General features: G+C 60.1%; 18 protein-coding genes. 12 read left to right on the top strand and 6 right to left on the bottom strand.

The annotated features are described in order from the left end of the window. Positions 1-54 precede the first annotated feature (54 nt). The 4 genes from leuS (at position 55) to ACR0L4_RS06090 (ending at position 4,748) form a co-directional block, all read left to right on the top strand. The gene (leuS, locus tag ACR0L4_RS06105; protein ID WP_480511394.1) at positions 55-2,589 is read left to right on the top strand and encodes a leucine--tRNA ligase; all 2,535 of its coding nucleotides are present in this window, start codon (positions 55-57) and stop codon (positions 2,587-2,589) included. After that, entirely contained in the window at positions 2,576-3,067 is a 492-nt protein-coding gene (lptE, locus tag ACR0L4_RS06100; RefSeq protein WP_480511392.1) for an LPS assembly lipoprotein LptE, read from the top strand. The genes leuS and lptE overlap by 14 nt, the downstream gene beginning before the upstream one ends. Next, positions 3,064-4,092: a DNA polymerase III subunit delta gene (gene holA, locus ACR0L4_RS06095; protein WP_480511390.1), complete on the top strand. Its 1,029-nt coding sequence runs from the start codon at positions 3,064-3,066 to the stop codon at positions 4,090-4,092. Before lptE ends, holA begins: the two co-directional genes overlap by 4 nt. Positions 4,093-4,160: 68 nt before the next feature. Further along, positions 4,161-4,748, top strand: a complete 588-nt coding sequence (locus ACR0L4_RS06090) for a glutathione S-transferase family protein (RefSeq protein WP_480511388.1) — start codon at positions 4,161-4,163, stop codon at positions 4,746-4,748. On the opposite strand, the gene ACR0L4_RS06085 is transcribed toward ACR0L4_RS06090, so the two are convergent. Further along, entirely contained in the window at positions 4,741-5,931 is a 1,191-nt protein-coding gene (locus ACR0L4_RS06085; RefSeq protein WP_480511386.1) for a TIGR03862 family flavoprotein, read from the bottom strand. The two genes, ACR0L4_RS06090 and ACR0L4_RS06085, sit on opposite strands and share 8 nt — an antisense overlap. A gap of 46 nt (positions 5,932-5,977) precedes the next feature. Here ACR0L4_RS06085 and ACR0L4_RS06080 point away from each other — a divergent pair, with 46 nt between their 5' ends. After that, entirely contained in the window at positions 5,978-6,274 is a 297-nt protein-coding gene (locus tag ACR0L4_RS06080; RefSeq protein WP_480511384.1) for an HNH endonuclease, read from the top strand. Here ACR0L4_RS06080 and ACR0L4_RS06075 read toward each other — a convergent pair whose 3' ends face one another. From ACR0L4_RS06075 to ACR0L4_RS06065, 3 genes are read right to left on the bottom strand one after another with little or no spacing between them, the layout of a single operon-like run. Further along, positions 6,275-7,012, bottom strand: a complete 738-nt coding sequence (locus tag ACR0L4_RS06075) for a VOC family protein (RefSeq protein WP_480511382.1) — start codon at positions 7,010-7,012, stop codon at positions 6,275-6,277. Continuing rightward, positions 7,009-7,617, bottom strand: coding sequence for an enoyl-CoA hydratase/isomerase family protein (locus tag ACR0L4_RS06070; RefSeq protein ID WP_480511380.1), 609 nt, complete (start codon positions 7,615-7,617; stop codon positions 7,009-7,011). Before ACR0L4_RS06070 ends, ACR0L4_RS06075 begins: the two co-directional genes overlap by 4 nt. Further along, the gene (locus tag ACR0L4_RS06065) at positions 7,614-8,357 is read right to left on the bottom strand and encodes an SDR family oxidoreductase (protein ID WP_480511378.1); all 744 of its coding nucleotides are present in this window, start codon (positions 8,355-8,357) and stop codon (positions 7,614-7,616) included. The genes ACR0L4_RS06070 and ACR0L4_RS06065 overlap by 4 nt, the downstream gene beginning before the upstream one ends. A 139-nt stretch (positions 8,358-8,496) precedes the next feature. Here ACR0L4_RS06065 and ACR0L4_RS06060 point away from each other — a divergent pair, with 139 nt between their 5' ends. From ACR0L4_RS06060 to lpxK, 5 genes are all read left to right on the top strand, one after another. Then, positions 8,497-10,017: a DUF2125 domain-containing protein gene (locus ACR0L4_RS06060; RefSeq protein WP_480511376.1), complete on the top strand. Its 1,521-nt coding sequence runs from the start codon at positions 8,497-8,499 to the stop codon at positions 10,015-10,017. Between the two features lie 107 nt (positions 10,018-10,124). Further along, on the top strand, positions 10,125-11,471 hold the full coding sequence (locus ACR0L4_RS06055) for a TldD/PmbA family protein (RefSeq protein WP_170750116.1): 1,347 nt from the start codon (positions 10,125-10,127) through the stop codon (positions 11,469-11,471). Then, positions 11,458-12,258, top strand: coding sequence for an inositol monophosphatase family protein (locus tag ACR0L4_RS06050; RefSeq protein ID WP_480511374.1), 801 nt, complete (start codon positions 11,458-11,460; stop codon positions 12,256-12,258). Before ACR0L4_RS06055 ends, ACR0L4_RS06050 begins: the two co-directional genes overlap by 14 nt. Further along, positions 12,255-13,490, top strand: a complete 1,236-nt coding sequence (locus tag ACR0L4_RS06045) for a 3-deoxy-D-manno-octulosonic acid transferase (RefSeq protein ID WP_480511372.1) — start codon at positions 12,255-12,257, stop codon at positions 13,488-13,490. The genes ACR0L4_RS06050 and ACR0L4_RS06045 overlap by 4 nt, the downstream gene beginning before the upstream one ends. After that, complete coding sequence (gene lpxK / locus ACR0L4_RS06040) at positions 13,477-14,475, top strand: tetraacyldisaccharide 4'-kinase (RefSeq protein ID WP_480511370.1); 999 nt, start codon at positions 13,477-13,479, stop codon at positions 14,473-14,475. The genes ACR0L4_RS06045 and lpxK overlap by 14 nt, the downstream gene beginning before the upstream one ends. A gap of 39 nt (positions 14,476-14,514) precedes the next feature. On the opposite strand, the gene ACR0L4_RS06035 is transcribed toward lpxK, so the two are convergent. Together ACR0L4_RS06035 and ACR0L4_RS06030 are read right to left on the bottom strand one after the other, a co-directional pair. Next, entirely contained in the window at positions 14,515-15,177 is a 663-nt protein-coding gene (locus ACR0L4_RS06035) for a DsbA family protein (RefSeq protein WP_480511368.1), read from the bottom strand. A gap of 13 nt (positions 15,178-15,190) precedes the next feature. Further along, the gene (locus ACR0L4_RS06030; RefSeq protein ID WP_480511366.1) at positions 15,191-15,697 is read right to left on the bottom strand and encodes a DUF721 domain-containing protein; all 507 of its coding nucleotides are present in this window, start codon (positions 15,695-15,697) and stop codon (positions 15,191-15,193) included. A gap of 81 nt (positions 15,698-15,778) precedes the next feature. Between ACR0L4_RS06030 and mutY the strand changes: the two genes are divergently transcribed. Then, positions 15,779-16,834: an A/G-specific adenine glycosylase gene (gene mutY / locus ACR0L4_RS06025; protein ID WP_480511364.1), complete on the top strand. Its 1,056-nt coding sequence runs from the start codon at positions 15,779-15,781 to the stop codon at positions 16,832-16,834. Positions 16,835-16,895: 61 nt separating this feature from the next. After that, complete coding sequence (locus tag ACR0L4_RS06020; RefSeq protein WP_480511796.1) at positions 16,896-18,032, top strand: alkane 1-monooxygenase; 1,137 nt, start codon at positions 16,896-16,898, stop codon at positions 18,030-18,032. Positions 18,033-18,108 lie beyond the last annotated feature (76 nt).

Raw genomic sequence — 18,108 nt, 5'->3', positions numbered from 1 at the left:
CTAAAGACCACGCCGGGTTCCTACCCGGCGTTTTCAGTTACGAAGGACCGTATGATGTCGCGCTACTCGGCCAATGAAATCGAAACAAAATGGCAAGAGGCCTGGGACAAGGCCGGACTCTTCACCGCCAATCACAAGGCAGACAAGCCGAAATACTATGTGCTTGAGATGTTCCCCTACCCGTCCGGCCGCATCCATATGGGGCATGTGCGCAACTATACGATGGGCGACGTGATCGCGCGGCACAAGCTGGCGACCGGCCACAACGTCTTGCACCCAATGGGATGGGACGCGTTCGGGATGCCCGCCGAAAACGCCGCGATGGCGATTGGCGGTCACCCCAAAGATTGGACATATGGCAATATCGCCGACATGCGCGGACAGATGAAGCCTTTGGGCCTATCGATCGACTGGTCCCGCGAATTTGCCACCTGTGATCCTGAATATTACGGCCAGCAACAGGCGCTATTCCTGGATATGCTCGACGCCGGGTTGGTTTACCGCAAGAACGCTGTGGTGAACTGGGATCCGGTCGATATGACCGTTCTGGCCAATGAGCAGGTGGAACAGGGACGCGGCTGGCGCTCGGGCGCTTTGGTGGAACGGCGCGAGTTGACGCAATGGTTCTTCAAGATCTCCGATTACTCCGAGGAGTTGCTGGACGCCCTGGACACACTTGAAAACTGGCCAGCAAAAGTCCGTCTGATGCAGGAGAACTGGATCGGCAAGTCGCGTGGCTTGCAGTTTGGCTTTGAGCGCACCGATGGTGGTGAGCCGATCACCGTCTATACAACGCGCCCCGACACTCTGATGGGCGCGTCTTTTGTCGGCATCTCGCCAGATCACCCGATTGCCAAACAGCTTGAGGCTGAAAACCCAGAAGTCGCTGAATTCGTTGCCGAATGCCGCAAGGGTGGCACCACAGAAGAGGCCATCGAGACCGCCGAGAAGCTGGGCTATGACACTGGCATCAAGGTCAAACACCCTCTGGATCCGAATTGGGAACTGCCGGTCTGGATCGCAAACTTCATTCTGATGGACTACGGCACCGGCGCGATTTTCGCCTGCCCGGCCCATGACCAGCGCGATCTGGATTTCTGCCGCAAATACGGCCTGCCCGTGGTCGATACGTTCTTTGCGCTGGACGATGACACGCCGGTGGACAAGGTCGCCTTCGTGCCACCGAAAACCGAGAAAGTCTGCTGGGTAAACCATTTTGCCGGCCTGACCGAGGCCACGGGCGACGACGCCATCAACGCCACCGTCGATTTCGTGGAAAAGGCCGGTTGGGGTGAAGGTGTCACCAAATTCCGCCTGCGCGACTGGGGTCTTAGCCGTCAGCGCTATTGGGGCTGCCCGATTCCTGTGGTTCATTGCGATTCTTGCGGCGTGGTGCCTGAGAAGAAAGAAAACCTGCCGATCCGCCTGCCCGACGATGTCACCTTCGACAAGCCGGGCAACCCGCTGGATCGCCATCCGACCTGGCGCGATTGCACCTGCCCGTCCTGTGGCGCTCCGGCCAAACGTGAAACCGACACGATGGACACATTTGTCGATTCGTCGTGGTATTTCGCCCGCTTCACTGCGCCAAACGCGGAAACGCCCACCGATCTGGCCGAGGCCGAGTACTGGATGAATGTCGACCAGTACATCGGCGGCATCGAGCATGCGATTCTGCACCTGCTCTATTCCCGTTTCTTCGCGCGGGCGATGCAGATCACCGGCCACCTGCCGAAAAAAGCCATTGAACCCTTTGACGCGTTGTTCACCCAAGGCATGGTCACGCATGAAATTTACCAGACCCGCGACGCCAAGGGCCGCCCCATCTATCATCTGCCCGAGGATGTGACCGACGGCAAACTGGCCGACGGTACTAAGGTCGAGATCATTCCCTCGGCCAAAATGTCGAAATCCAAGAAAAACGTGGTTGATCCGGTCAGCATCATCTCGGCCTTCGGTGCAGACACGGCCCGCTGGTTCGTCCTGTCCGATTCGCCGCCCGAGCGAGACGTGGAATGGACTGCATCGGGCGCTGAAGCTGCATTCAAGCACCTCAGTCGTGTACATCGCATCGCGTCCGAGATCGCCGAGTCAGACGTTCCAGCCAATGGTGAAGACGAAACCTTGCTGCGCGAAATGCACAAGGCGATCCATGATGTGTCGGGTGGTGTGGAATCCTTTGGCTTCAACGCCTCCATCGCCAAGCTTTATGCGTTCACCAATACTCTGGCGAAGTCGAAAGCAGGGACCGAGGCCAAACGCGAGGCCGCGAAGACACTGGCACAGTTGATGTCGCCGATGACCCCGCACCTGTCCGAGGAACTCTGGCAGCTACTGGGTGGCGAAGGTCTGGTGGCGACCGCCCCATGGCCCGTGGCTGACGAAACGATGCTGGTCGACGACACCATCACCCTGCCGATCCAGATCAACGGCAAACGCCGCGCGGAAATCAGCGTTCCGAAAGATATGGACAAAGCAGAGGTTGAAAAAATCGCGCTCAGCACCGAAGCTGTACAAAAGGCGCTAGATGGTAATGCGCCGAAGAAGGTGATTGTCGTCCCGGGCCGGATCGTGAATGTCGTCGTTTAGTCGCAGAACTCTATTGCTCTTCCCGCTGGCGCTGGCTGCCTGCGGATTTGAACCGATCTATGCCCCCGGCGGGGCAGGCTCGGCGCTGTTCGGCAAAGTCGAGGTTTCGGCCCCCAATTCGGTCGATAGCTACCTGCTGGTTCAGAACCTCGAGCAAAAGCTGGGGCGCAGCGCAGTGTCGGGCAATGCCTATCGTCTGGATGTAAGCGTTGCCACCGTCACGCAGGCTGCGGCGATCACGACCACAAATGAAACCAACCGGCTGTCCATCGACGGTCGCGCAGAATATAAGCTGACCTCGAATGAAACCGGTCAGATCCTTGCGTCGGGCATCGTGACGGATTTTGTGGGCTATTCGGCGGCCGGCTCTACCGTGTCGACTTTGGCCGACGAAAGAGATGCCAAGGAACGCCTTATGGTGATTCTGTCCGATCAGATCGTCAATCGCCTCTATGCCACGCCGGACCTGACCACATGAAGCTGAGCCCGCGCGAGGCTGATGGATATTTTGCCAAACCGGATGCCGACAAGACCGGGCTGCTGATCTACGGCGCCGATGCCATGCGGGTAGCGCTGAAACGCCAGCAGGTGCTGGCGGCATTGCTGGGTGCCAATGCCGAGGAAGAAATGCGCATGACCCGCATGCCCGGCAGCGACTTGCGCGGCGATCCTGCCCTGTTGCTGGACGCGGTCAAATCAGTCGGATTCTTCCCTGGCCCTCGTGCTGTATTTGTAGAGGATGCCACCGATACCGCTGCACCTTCGATCCTCACCGCGCTTGAGGATTGGGCGCCCGGTGATGCGCAGATCATCGTCACGGCAGGTCAGCTCAAACCCAGTTCGAAAATCCGCAAGGCCTTTGAATCACATCCGGCCGCCTACGCAGTGGGCATCTATGACGATCCACCCTCTCGGGCCGAGGTCGAACGCATTCTGACCCAGGCCGGGCTACAGAATATCCCGCGCGACGCGATGTCAGCGCTTGGTGAGTTGGCCAGCAGCCTTAGCCCGGGGGACTTCGCCCAGACGGTTGAGAAACTGTCGTTGTACAAGCGTGGCGACCCTTCTGAGCTTGGCCTGGAAGATATCGAGGCCTGCGCGCCACGCTCGACCGAAGCGGCGTTGGACGACGTTCTGAACGTTGTCGCTGAAGGACGTGCCGGAGAGATAGGGCCGTTGATCCGGCGATTGCAGGCGCAAGGAACCAACGGGGTGACACTTTGCATCGGGGCAACCCGGCATTTTCGGACGCTCTATGCCTGTGCGTCGGACCCGGGTGGCGCGGCACAAGGCATCGGCAGGCTGCGCCCGCCTGTCTATGGCAAACGGCGTGACCGAATTTTGCGGCAGGCGCAGGGTTGGGGCGCACCGAAGTTGCAGACGGCGCTGACGGTTTTGACGGATACGGACCTGTCCTTGCGTTCCGCTGGTCAGACAGCCCCTGCCATGGCCCTGGTTGAACGGGCCATGATCCGTTTGGCGATGCTGGCCCGGACGCGTTGACCCTGCGTAGGTATTGACGTCCGCGCGCCCCGGGTCACAGTCAGTCCAAAACTTGGCGGGAGGTCAGCATGTACAAGGTCTATGGTCGCGTTCAAAGCCGCGCATCACGCGTGATCTGGTTGCTTGAAGAACTGGGACAACCCTACGAGCTTGTGCAGGTTGGTCCACGCGACCCCGAGGTCGCCGCGTTGAACCACACGGGCAAGATTCCGGTTCTGGTGGATGGCGATCACGTGATCTCGGACAGTTCCGCGATCATGACCTATCTGGCGGACAAACATGGCGCGTTCACATATCCAGCCGGAAGCTACGAGAGGGCGATTCAGGATTCGCTGTTCCACGCTATTCTGGATGAGTTGGATGCAGTGCTTTGGGTTGCGGCCCGGCATGTCTTTGTCCTGCCCGAGGACAAGCGCGTACCCGCCGTCAGAGACGCTGCGATGTGGGAGTTTGACCAGAATTTCAAGCGGTTGGAACGCCGTTTCCAGGGCCCCTTTCTGTTGGGCGATGAGATGACAATCGCTGACATCCTTCTGGTCCATTGTATGAGTTGGGCAAAGGGCGTGGGGTTCCCGCTGAATTCCGACTTGTTGAAAACCTACGGCAAGCAGATGAGAAGCAGGCCAGCGTTTAACAGATTAGCTGAACTCAATTGACGCCGTTTTCCGACAACCAATTCACCGCTGATTTCCCTGCCCAGCGCCCGGTGGCGAAACAGGCGGTTAACAGGTAGCCGCCCGTCGGGGCCTCCCAATCCAGCATCTCTCCGGCGCAAAAGACGCCCGGCAAGGCCATTAGCATCAGGTTTTCATTGACCGCGCGGCGCGAGACACCGCCTGCGGTCGAGATCGCTTCATCCATCGGGCGCAAACCCGAATGGCGGGTGGGCAAGGATTTGATCCGTTGGGCCAAGGCCTGGGGCGCATCAGGAAGGGGGCGTCCGAACTCCATCAACAAAGCCGTTCTTGTTGGCCCAAGTTTCAGGACCTTGCGGATATGGTTGGACAGGCTGGCCTTGCCGCGTGCTTTGCTCAGACGGGTAACTATGTCGCTCGCAGTCAGGTCTGGCATCAGATCGATCGTCAGGGGGGCTCCGGTCCGAACAGCCTTGCAAATCGCATAGATGCCCCCGCCCTCCAATCCGCGCGCGGAAATCACAGCCTCTCCCCGCGTGTGCAAGCCCCCGGCTTTCAACGCAACACCCTTGATGGGCGCGCCGAAATGTGGGGTCATGTGATCCGACCAATTCACCAACAGCCCGGCATTGGCCGGTGCGAACGGAGTCACTTCGACCCCTTTCTCCACAAGACGATCCGCCCAGGCGCCGTCCGACCCCAACCGCGCCCAACTGGCCCCACCCAGCGCCAGAATCGTCACGTCCGCCATCAGGGCTTGCGGCCCTTCTGGCGTGTCGAATGTCAGCGCGTCTCCGTCCCATCCGGTCCAGCGCCAGCGGGTTTTGATCTCGACGCCGGCCTCGGACAAACGCGCCAACCACGCGCGCAGCAATGGCGACGCCTTCATAACGGTCGGAAACACGCGGCCCGTCGAACCGGTGAACAGGTTTTGCCCCAAACCGCGCGCCCAGTCCTGGATCGCCTGCGCATTGCATTCGGACAACATAGGACGCAGCCAGTCGACGGCTTCGTCATAGGATTGGATCAGGGTCTCAAACGACTCATCCTTGGTCAGGTTCAGACCGGATTTCCCCGCCATAAGAAACTTGCGGGCGACCGAAGGCTTGGCCTCGGCTACCAGTACCTTATGGCCAGCAAGAGCAAGTTGCTGAGCCGCCATCAATCCAGCAGGCCCTGCCCCGATCACCACTGCCTGCGCCATTCTTGCCCTCTTGCCTTCATCGCCCGCAGGCGCATCATACCCTACCATGACGAACAGCGATCCGATCTGCCCGCTTTGCGACCGCCCGATCCCCGAGGGTGGCGGAAGCCTGCATCATCTGATCCCAAAACTCAAAGGAGGCAAGGGCGGGCCGACCGTTCTGCTGCACCAGATCTGCCACAAAGAGGTCCACGCCACCCTGACCGAAGCCGAATTGGCCCGCAGCTTCAACTCGGTCGAGGCCCTGCGAGCCCAGCCACGGCTTGAGAAATTTCTGAACTGGGTCCGTCAGCGCCCACCCGGTTTTCGTTCGAAAGTACCCGGCAAGCGGCGCGGGCGGTGATCAGCCCGGCAGAAGAGGATCGCCAAACGCATCAGTCAGCCGCTCGGTCAGACCTTCGAGTTCCAGACCCCTATAGTCCGGTACAGGCGCGAATTGCGCACCCTGCACGTGCTGGAACTCCAGCGTTGTGTAGGGGCGTTTCCACAACCATTCCCGGTTGCCTGCGGCCCAAAGATCAGAATCCGGCGGGGCCTCCTGCGTGAAAGCGTAGAAGTGCAGATCGAACCCATATGAGGCCACATCCTGCATCGACAGCAGCTTCATCCCTTGGGACCGGCAGAATGCATCTTCGGCGGTGATGTCCCCGGTCCGAAGGGTGATCTGACCGACCCGCGCCTGAGCAAACGGTTTGTCGGGATCGGCTGTGTTTTCAGGGCGGTTGCCTTCGAAATCATGCTGCAAAAGCTCGATGACAAAGCCCTCCGGGTCGTTCAGATGGGCCATATAGCCGATGTCCAGAAACTGGTGCGGGGCACTGACTGGAATCCCGCGTTGGCGCAAGACATCGACCGCCAGATCCACATCCGGCAGCGTAATCCCGATCTTCCAATACCTCTGGGCCTGATCGTGAGTGTATCCACCGCCACCAGGCATCAGCAGCAGGTCGGCGTCCTGACCGGTGTATCCAACCCGCCGGTTTTCACCGTCTTCCCGTACCGACATGCAAAACGCGTCCCGATAGAAAGAAGCCAGGCGATCCGGGTCGGCGACGCGCAAGCGCAGTGCGGACAACCTCATCGGCACAACTCTGCAATGCCCGCAGCGATCTTTGGGGTCGCGGCAACACTGTCTGCTACCAGTTCACGCGCTGTTGGCATCAACGCCTCAGGCGCGACGATGCGATCCACGAGGCCAAAGGCATAGGCCTCTTCCGCCGTGATCTTTTGACCGGCCATCAGGATCAGCTTGGTCCGTGCCGGGCCGATCAGCGCCGCCATGCGCCTGGGATCAGACGGTTGCGGCAGAAATCCCAGCTTCATCACCGGATAGAAGAACTTGGCCGAGGGCACGGCAATGCGCAGATCACAGGCCAGAACCATCCCGTTCGCCCCACCCGCCAACGTTCCGTTCAATGCCGCCACCGTCAGACAGGGCAGAGCAGCAATCGCTCCTGACAGCCTCTCCCACACATCCGAGGTCGCCAACCCGGCCCGCGCCTCGTCCAGATCGGCACCGGCGCTGAACACCTTGCCGTTTCCAGTCAGGATGAGAGCACGAGCTGCGGTGGCGGCCTCGGCGATTTCGGCCAGCTCGGTCAGCATCGCCCCCGTCAAGGCATTTGCCTTGTCCGGATTGTTGATCGTGACGGTCCAAAGCCCGTCCTCCCGCGTCAGATCTATCACGTCAGACCGATCCTTTGGCGGATATCGTCCTGGCGCAACGAAATCTCGGAGCCCAGAAACTCATCCGCATCGGACGAGCACATCCACAGCAGCGCCCGCGCGGGCCAATCGGCCGGGATGTGAACATCCCAATCCAGCTGGCTGACCGGATTGATGCCGCTGGCCTTTATGACCCGCTGCATATCCGTGGCCACCGTACCCGGTGACAGGCCCATTGCGCGGATACCGTTATGTACCTCTTCCAGATGCAGGCATTCTGTCAGCATTTTCGCGCCCGCTTTCGAAGCGCAATAGTGGCTCCAGGCCTCAACCGGGTTTGATGCCGCGCCCGAAGAAACGGTCAGAACTGTACCGCCGCCAGACGCACGCATCACAGGCAGCGCTGCGCGCATGCCATAGAAAACGCCTTTGAGATTGATATCTATGGCCTGGCTCCATGCCACGACATCGGCGCTGGACAGATGAAAGATCGGCTCGATCACCCCGGCATTGCCGATCAGAACGTCCAATCCGCCAAAGCGGGCGACGCAATCGGCCACGGCCTGTTCGACCTGCGCGAAATCGCTGACATCGCAGGCCAGCGCAATCGCGTTGTCGCCAAGCGCGGCTGCCAACGCATCGATCTGATCCCGACTACGGGCCACCAGCGCCACATTCGCACCCGCTGCGGCAAAAACGCGCCCTGCTTCGGCCCCGATCCCGCGACTGGCCCCTGTTATAAGTACCGTTTTTCCCTGCATTTACCTCTCCTCGGACAATGGGCTGGAACCTTGCAACAGGCGTAGCGCGGAAAGGGGGAAAGGGTCCAGTCCTTGCCCCCTTGACGATACCCGCCACAACCCCGACCATGCGCACAAATTGATCAAGAAGGGTTACCTTATGTCCGTTTTCCTCCGCAGTAGCTGTGGCGCAGCGCTGGTCTATGCCGTTGCCACCCAGGGTGCATTGGCTGATCTGACCGCAAATGATGTCTGGAGCGACTGGCAAAGCTATTTCCAGTCCATGGGTTACACCATCTCTGGCGAGCAGAGCAGCGCAGGCGATGTCACCACCATCACCAATATGACCATGGTTCTGGACCTAACCGAGGAAGACGGTCAGTTCCAGATGACCATGCCCGAGGTGATCTTGACCGAAAACGGAGACGGCACGGTCAGCGTCGGTTTCCCCGAGAGCTTTCCAATGGTGATTTCCGGTCAGGCCGAGGACGAAGAGTTTACGGTCAACCTCACATACAACCAAACCGATCTCGATATGGTTGTGTCGGGCTCCCCGGAAGAAATGACCTATGACTACTCGGCCACCGCGATTGGGATCGTGTTGGATTCGATCGAAGGCGGCGACGAACCGCTTCCCGAAGACGCGCTGGAAGCGACGTTTGAGTTCACCGGCATGACAGGCACCTCGCAGATGGTGATTGGCGAGACCCGCGAAATCGCCCAGACGCTCGATGCGGACCAAATGACATACAGGCTGAGCTTTGAAGATCCCGAAAGCGGGGAATCAGGCTTGTTCGAAGGCGTTCTGAACGAGCTGACATCCGACGGCGATTCGATCATGCCTACGGATATCGATCTGTCCGATCCGCAAGCCCTCTATGAATCCGGCTTCGCCTTTTCGGGAATGATCGCCTACGGGTCGGGCAAAACCGATATCAGCGGCGTCAGCGAAGGTGAGCAGTTCACCATGGCAAGCTCGTCCCAGGGCGGGCGGCTGGAAGCCAGCGTCGATGCTGAGCGTGTGGCCTATGACCTCGAACAGAACGACGCAAAACTGGCGGTGACCACGGGCGACCTGCCCTTCCCCATCGAAATCGCGATGGCGAAAGCCGGATTGAACCTTGAAATTCCCATTCAGGAATCGGATGAGGCCGCACCCTTTGCGTTTGGACTGAACCTGACAGACTTCACCATGTCCGATATCCTCTGGAGCATGTTCGACCCGGCAGCCACCTTGCCGCGCGATCCGGCAACAATTGCGTTGGACACCACCGGAACCGCGAAGGTTCTGATGAACATCTTCGACCCCGAAGATACCGCAGCGCTGGAGGACACAGGTGATGTTCCCGCCGAGCTGCATTCGCTGAATATCAACGAGTTGCTGGTTTCGATGATCGGCGCGCAACTGACAGGTGATGGCGAATTTACGTTCGACAACGAAAACACCGAGGAATTTGGCGTACCTGCGCCGTCTGGTATCGCCAACCTGCAACTGGTGGGTGCCAACGCGCTGATCGACAAGCTGATCGGCATGGGTCTGATGTCGGATGACGACGCGCTGGGTGCTCGGATGATGATGGGCATGATGGCGGTTGCGGGCGAGGAAGCCGACACGCTGAACTCGACCATCGAATTCACCGAGGACGGCCAGATTCTGGCCAATGGTCAACGCATCAAGTGATGCGATCCGGGAAGGCCGCACCATTCGGCCTTCCCGCACATTACCGTCAGGGTCTTGCGAGAGGCGCGGTGCAAGGCTAGGTCCTTGGCAATCAAACCGGAGGCCGCATGACCCGCACACCAGAAGAGATCAGCCAACACTTGCTTGAGGCCGCGCGTATTGCCGGGGCCGAGGCGGCGGATGCCATTGTCATCGACGGATCGTCGGTTTCGGTCGAGGTGCGCAACGGCGCTCTGGAACATGCCGAACGTTCGGAAGGTACCGATCTGGGGCTGCGGGTGTTTCTGGGCAAAAAACAGGCGATTGTCTCTAGTTCCGACAGCCGCCCGGAAACATTGAAGGCAATGGCTGAACGGGCTGTCGCCATGGCCCAAGAAGCTCCGGAGGACCCGTTCACAGGTCTGGCGACCAGCGATCAGTTGGCGGAAAGCTGGGATCTTGACGCGTTGGAACTGTTTGACCCGACGCCTGAACCGTCTGCCGAAGCCCTGATGCAAGACGCGTTGGCCGCCGAGGCCGCCGCGTTGGCAGTGTCCGGTGTTTCGCAGGTTTCGGATGCGGCAGCAGGCTACGGCACTCATCGCGTTCATCTGACTGCCACCAATGGATTTTCCGGCGGGTATGAACGCAGCAGCCGTTCGACTTCCTGTGTTGCCATCTCGGGCGAGGGCACCGGGATGGAACGGGACTATGACGGCGACAGCCGTACCTTTCAATCCGATCTGCGCAGCCCCAGTGACATCGGACGCAAGGCCGGGGAACGCGCGGTCGAACTGATCGGCGCGCGCCAGCCGGCAACAGGTAGTTTCCCGATTCTGTTCGACGAGCGCATTTCGTCTTCCCTGATCGGACATCTTTTGGCGGCTGGAAACGGGGCGGCCGTCGCGCGCGGGGCCTCGTGGTTGAAGGATTCTCTGGGCGAGCAGGTATTGCCAGAGCATCTGTCGTTGATCGAAGACCCGCACCGCCCGCGTATCTCGGGCTCACGCCCCTTTGATGCCGAAGGGTTGGCTACGCGCCGCCGGGCGATTGTCGAACACGGGGTTTTGACTGGCTGGACGCTGGATTTGTCCAGCGCCCGCAAGCTGGACATGGTCTCGACGGGCAATGCCGCACGCGGTGTTTCCGGACCCCCCTCGCCCAGCAACTGGAACCTCAGCCTGACACAAGGTAGCCAGAGTCGGGAAGACCTGTTGCGGGATATGGGAACCGGATTGCTGGTCACCTCGATGATCGGATCAACGATCAACCCCAATACCGGGGACTATTCCCGGGGCGCCTCGGGCTTTTGGGTCGAGAACGGAGAGATCACGCACCCGGTCAATGAATGCACCATCGCCGGCAACCTGCGGGACATGCTGAAACGGATCATCCCGGCCAATGATGCGCGCCCCTACCTGTCGCGCGTTGTACCCTCGGTGCTGATCGAAGGAATGACACTTGCCGGCAACTGACCTGCCTTTGCTGATCGACGCGGCGCGCAAAGCCGGACAGATCGCCACCCGATACTCGGGTGCGCAGGCCCAGCGCTGGGACAAGCCGGATGGGGCCGGTCCAGTGACCGAGGCGGACCTGGCGGTCAATGATATGCTGGAGCAGATGCTGCCACAGGCGCGGCCCGAATATGGCTGGCTGAGCGAAGAGACCGAGGATTCGGACAACCGCCTGTCCCGGGACAGCGCGTTTATCATTGACCCGATCGACGGCACCCGCAGCTTTGCCGCAGGCTCGCGCACCTGGGCACATTCACTGGCGGTTGCGGACCGTGGCGAGGTTACGGCGGCGGTCATTTATCTGCCCCGGCGCGATCTGCTTTACGCCGCGGCAAAGGGTCAGGGGGCCACGTTGAACGGCATGCCGATACAGGCATCGCAAACATCGGCATTGGACATGGCAACCATATTGGCGGCCAAACCCAACCTCGACCGCAAGCATTGGAACCGGCGCGAGGTGCCTCGGTTCGATCGTGCGTACCGTCCCTCGTTGGCCTATCGCATGGCCCTGGTCGCGCAGGGGCGTTTTGACGGGATGCTGACGCTCAGGCCCAGTTGGGAATGGGACATCGCAGCCGGTGACCTGATCATTCGCGAGGCAGGCGGAACCTGCACAGACCGTGCTGGAAACCCTCTGCTTTTCAACAACGCACATCCCAGACTGAACGGTGTCCTCGCTGCCGGGCAAGACATTCACACGCAGTTGTCGACGCGGCTTGATCCGGATAGCTCCGGGATTGACCCATGAACAAACCGCGATCCCTGAGCCTTGCCGCCTACCGGGTTTTGTCCTGGGGCGTCCAGCAGCACAGTGGTGGACCTGAGCAGCCCCGCCCGGACGGTGAATTGCTATGGGTTCATATCTCTTCGCGCGATCGTTTGCGCGCGATTGGTGATTTCTGCGTCAGAATGCAGCAAACCCGACCTGGCCTGTCCATTTTGCTCAGCGCCCCTCCCGAAGCTGACCTGACCCGCTGGACCGGCTGCGCCTTTCCCATCGTCAACTTGCCGAACGAACAAACAGGCGCGGCGCGAAACTTTCTGGATCACTGGAGGCCCGACATGGGGCTTTGGGTGGGTGGCGGGTTGATGCCCAATGTCATCACGCGGGCAGATGAGCACGGTATCCCCATGATCCTGATCGAGGCTCAGCTTGATGTCTCACTCTCCCGCAACGCGCGATGGTTGCCTGACATTTCAAGATACACGTTCGACTGTTTCCAAACGATTCTGACCCCTTCGCAAGAAACCGCCCGCCAAATCAGGCGGCTGGGTATCCCGTCTGCAAAAGTGACCGATGCGCCGCCGCTGCAGGTCAGCCCGAACCCCAGGTCATGGCCCGAAGACGAACTGATCCAGATCAATCATGTGCTTGCCGGACGTCCGGTTTGGCTGGCCGCCAGGGTTCAAGCAAAAGAATTCATCTCGGTCCTCAGTGCGCATCGGCAAGCTCTGCGGATCCTGCCCCGGCTGGCCCTGATCCTGCATGTCGCCGACAGGGCCGAAGCCCTTCCCTTGCACCGCAGGCTCGAATCCATGGATCTACGCTGTGCAAACTGGGATGATGGCAGTCCGATCGAAGACACGACACAGGTGATCTTGTCCTCGGAGCCCGAGGATCTGGGCCTTTGGCAACGTGTATCGGCGGTAACGTTCATGGCCAGCTCGCTTGAGCGTGGTGCGGGGGGGCAAGACCCGCTTGACGCGGTTGCGTTTGGGTCGGCCATCATTCACGGCCCTCACGTGGACCTGTATCAAAACATCTACACCCGTCTTGCACAGGCCGGGGCAGCCCTGTCTGTCAAAACCGCAACCGAGCTTGGGGACGCCGTGGTGGCCCTTTTGGCGCCAGATCGTGCAGCGGATATGGCACTGGCCGGATGGCAGGCCATCACCGAAGGCGCCCCGCAGGCCGAACATCTGATCGAGATGGTACAAGACCATTTGGACCGGCGGAGTGACCCCGATGCGCGCACCTGAATTCTGGAATACCGACCCTGCGCATCCAGCCCTGCGCGCCCGTCTGTTGGCTCCGCTGGGTCGTCTCTATGCAGCGGCGACTGCACGGCGAATTCAATCCGGCGACGGTTTCGTACCGGGGGTTCCGGTGATCTGCATCGGCAATCTGAACGCGGGCGGTACCGGCAAGACGCCCACGGTGATCTGGACGCTGGAACAACTGCGCAGTGGATGGCACGAGCCCCACGTGGTCACACGCGGCCATGGCGGATCTCTGGAAGGACCGGTTCGGGTTGATCCGTCAAAACACGACGCGGCGCAGGTCGGGGACGAACCCCTGCTGCTGTCCATGTTCGCCGAGGTTTGGGTCGCAAAAGACCGTGCCGCAGGCGCAGGCGCGGCTGCCGAGGCCGGGGCAACCGTGATCGTTCTGGACGACGGGTTTCAGAACCCGACAGTCGCCAAGGATTTCTCGATCATCGTGGTGGATGCCCAGCGCGGGTTCGGCAACGGTCTGTGCCTGCCTGCGGGTCCCTTGCGGGAGCCCGTGGACGTTGGGCTACAGCGCGCTGATCTGGTCTTGTCTTTGGGTGACACATACGCTCAGGACAACTTTGCCAACCAGTGGGGGCCAAAACTTACAGTGCCCCATGCAACGGGCGTGATCGAACCCTTGCAAACCGGAATGGATTGGTCCGGGTCGCGCGTATTGGCCTTTGCAGGGATCGGTCACCCCGAGAAATTCTTCCGGACTCTGCGTCAGCAAGGGGCGGATGTCCTGCGGGCCGAGGCATTGGATGATCACCAACCTCTGACCTCTGCGCTGATGACCCGGCTGGAGAACGAAGCCCGCCTGCTTGGCGCTCAACTGGTGACCACCGAGAAAGACGCCGTTCGTCTGCCGCCAGACTTCCGCAGCAAAGTCGTGACGCTGCCTGTTCGGCTACAGGTTGCTGGGTCCGAAGAGGTGAAAGAGATGATCCTGAAAGCTGCCCCATCCCCGTGATGAGGTGGTCGGCCTGTGTCAGGCCGACCAAAGACCGGCCTAGCTGCCGAGCTCGTTTTCGATCAGTTCCTTGAAGTCGTCGTAGGACTGGTTCGAAACTTTCTTGCCGTTGACCACAAAGGACGGGGTCGCGGTAATATCGTCCCGTTCGGCGTTTTCCTGATACCACGCTACCAGCGTCTGGGCACGGTTTCCATCCTGCAGGCAGGCTTCGAGCTGATCATTGTCGATACCTGCCCGTCGTCCGATCTTACGCAGTTCGTCCACGATTTCGGCCGGGCCACCCGCGCGGCTCCATTCTGACTGATCTTGATAGATCAGATCCGTGATGCCGAAAAACTTATCGGGCCCGGCGCAGCGTGCGACCATCGAAGCCCAAAGACCATAGCGGTCGAAATACACCTCGCGGTAGATGAACTTCACCTTACCGGTGTCGATGAAATCTTTCTTCAGTTTCTTATACGTGCCCTGATGAAAGGTCGCGCAATGCGGACAGGTGTAGGATGCGTATTCGATGATCTCGACCGGTGCGTCTTTGGACCCCTGCACCATCTCGACGATGCTGGAGGTGTCCAGATCAGCCTCTTGCGCAACAGCGCTGCCAACCAGCGGGTTGGCGGTGGTGGCATTGGAGGTTGACAGCCAATAGCCGCCAGCGGCGACGGCGACAGCCGCACATATTACGGTTGCAATACGGCTCATTCTCAGCCCTTTCTCAGCGTTTGTGTTTAGATAAGACGTTGCGGCCCAGTCGTTCAAGTGCCGCGCGCAAATCTCCATCATGAACGTCGCGGGATACCTGATCTGCCTCGGCAGCGATTTCTGAATTGATTTCCGGTCTTGTTTCTTTCGGCTTGTGATCGAAACTGGCCTGTCCGTCGGCAAAACCGGTCGGAGCCGTCTGGGTAATGCGAATGCGGCTGATCGCGTTATAGCCGTAGACGGCATTCACCTTGCCACGCAGCTGTTCCTTTTGCATTTCCAGAATCGGTGCCTGCGGACCCGTCGTCAGCAAGGTCAACGTCGCACCAATCCCGCCCTTGCCATAGCCTACGTTTACAGGTCTTGCGATGGCGGCAGTGTCCTGCCCCACGATCTCGGCCCAATGGGTCAGAAGACGCGACACCGCGAAACCCCGGGTCTCTCCGGCACGCCTGATCTGGTCGTTCAGCAATGTCGCGGTGCGTTTGAACCCGCGGGTCGAAGAACGTCTGCGCTGCATCTGGTTTCCAACTCCTGCCCTGCTATTGTAATAGGCAGACTGGCAGGCGCCAGCGAAACCCGACAGTGAGATAGATAAAACTTGCGTGACAGCCCTGAATTCGACGTGAGCACAGCGTTGCTCGACTGGTACGACCGCCACGCGCGCGAGATGCCATGGCGTGTTGGGCCGTCCGACCGGGCGTTGGGCATCAGACCGGATCCCTACCGCGTGTGGCTGTCCGAAGTGATGTTGCAACAGACGACCGTGGCTGCCGTGCGCGACTATTTCATGCGCTTCGTCACCCGCTGGCCCACAATTCAGGCATTGGCCGCCGCCCCGGACGAGCAGGTCATGGGTGAATGGGCCGGGCTTGGATATTACGCGCGCGCGCGTAACTTGCTGAAATGCGCGCGGGTTGTGGCCGAAGGTCACGACGGGCAGTTCCCCGACACCTATGACGCGCTGCTGAAACTGCCGGGGATCGGCCCTTATACCGCAGCGGCAATCTCGGCCATCGCCTTTGACCAGCCAGAGACCGTACTGGACGGCAATGTCGAACGGGTCATGGCACGGTTTTACGACATTCACGACCCGCTACCTGGATCCAAGCCTGTTCTGCAAGCAAGGGCCACAGCACTGACACCAGCTCAGCGCCCCGGAGACTATGCCCAGGCAGTGATGGATTTGGGTGCGACTATTTGCGCTCCGAAATCTCCAGCGTGCGGCATCTGCCCCCTGCGCGACCCCTGCCTTGCGCGCATCGCGGGCACACAGTCTGAGCTGCCGAAGAAGACACCAAAGAAACCGAAACCAACGCGATTTGGACATATCTATATCGCCCAGCGCCCAGACGGAGCCTTCCTGCTGGAACGCCGCCCCGACAAAGGGCTGCTGGGCGGTATGCTGGGCTGGCCGGGCTCGGACTGGTCCGATGCCCCAACCAAAGCGCCTCCGTTTCCGGCGGACTGGTATGAGCTGCCTGGCGAAGTGCGCCACACGTTCACACATTTCCACCTGGTGCTGCGCGTCTGGACGTCAGAATTGCCCAACAGGGACGCACCGGAGGGTCTGACGATACTGACCAAACATGCGTTCAAACCCAGTGATCTGCCCACGGTGATGCGTAAGGCGCACGATCTCTGGCGAGGACAATAAGCCCGCTTGCAAGTGCGACCTGCGCGGTTAGGCTCGTACCTGCTTATCCGGAGCGTCCATGATGATCACAACAGCATCCTTATCCCGGTGGCAGACTGCGCTGCCCTTTTGGGTATCCTTTTTGCTGATCCCGTTGATTTGGATCACGGCGAGCTTGGGTGGGTGGTGGGTTCTGCTGGTCCCGTTGTCGACTTGGTGGGCGTTTGCTGTGTTGGATCGCCTGACCGGTCTCAATCTGGACAATGCAGACCCTGAAGCACCCGACACAGTTCTGCACTGGTACATCGTGCTGACCAAGCTTTGGGTGCCCGTGCAGTTTGTCACTCTGTTTGGATTGATCTGGTATACAACCCACAGCGACCACCTGTCGACATGGTCGAAGATCGGATTGTTTTTCGGGATGGGCGTCATTTCGGGTACGATCGGCATCAACTACAGCCATGAGTTGATGCATCAGAAGTCCCGTCTGGAACGCGGGCTGGGGGACGTGCTTCTGGCAATGGTCCTGTACTCCCATTTCCGGTCCGAGCACCTTCTGATTCACCATCGCTATGTCGGCACACCGCGCGACCCGGTCACCGCACGCTACAACGAAGGGTTTCATCGGTTTTATCCGCGTGTCCTGCGGCAGAGTCTGATATCCGCGTTCAAGGCGGAAAAAAACAGGCTGGCCCGTAAAAACCGCCCCTGGACCGACCTTTCAAACCCGTTCTGGCGCTACTGGACGCTTCAAGGCCTCATGATCTTGCTGGCCTTCTGGATTGGAGGCTGGGCGGGGCTGGGACTTTTCCTGCTACAGGCCGGGGTTGCCATCTGGCAGTTGGAACTGGTCAACTACGTCGAACACTACGGTCTGACCCGCAAGCACATCAAAGACGGCAAATACGAACACGTCCTTCCGCGTCATTCATGGAACGCCTCACAAATGGCTTCGAACTGGTTGTTGATCAACCTGCAACGCCACTCGGATCACCACTACAAACCGAACCGGCGGTTTCCTCTGTTGCAACATCATGACCAGCAAGACGCTCCGCAGCTTCCCTTTGGCTATCCCGTGATGACAATCGCGGCAATGATCCCACCCCTCTGGCGCCGCGTCATGAACCCCCGGGTCCGGGCGTGGCGGCAGCACTACTACCCCGAGATTACGGACTGGCATCCCTATAACAAGGCGCAGAACCCACAGCCAAAACCGTGAGCGCAGCGCGCAACGCGCGCTGCCCGGCCCAACGGGAGGTGCTGCATCCTTGATGCAGCATCCGACAGGCGGGAGC

Source organism: Ruegeria sp. AB5, assembly GCF_056542645.1.
This window is presented reverse-complemented; position numbering and strand designations above follow the sequence as displayed.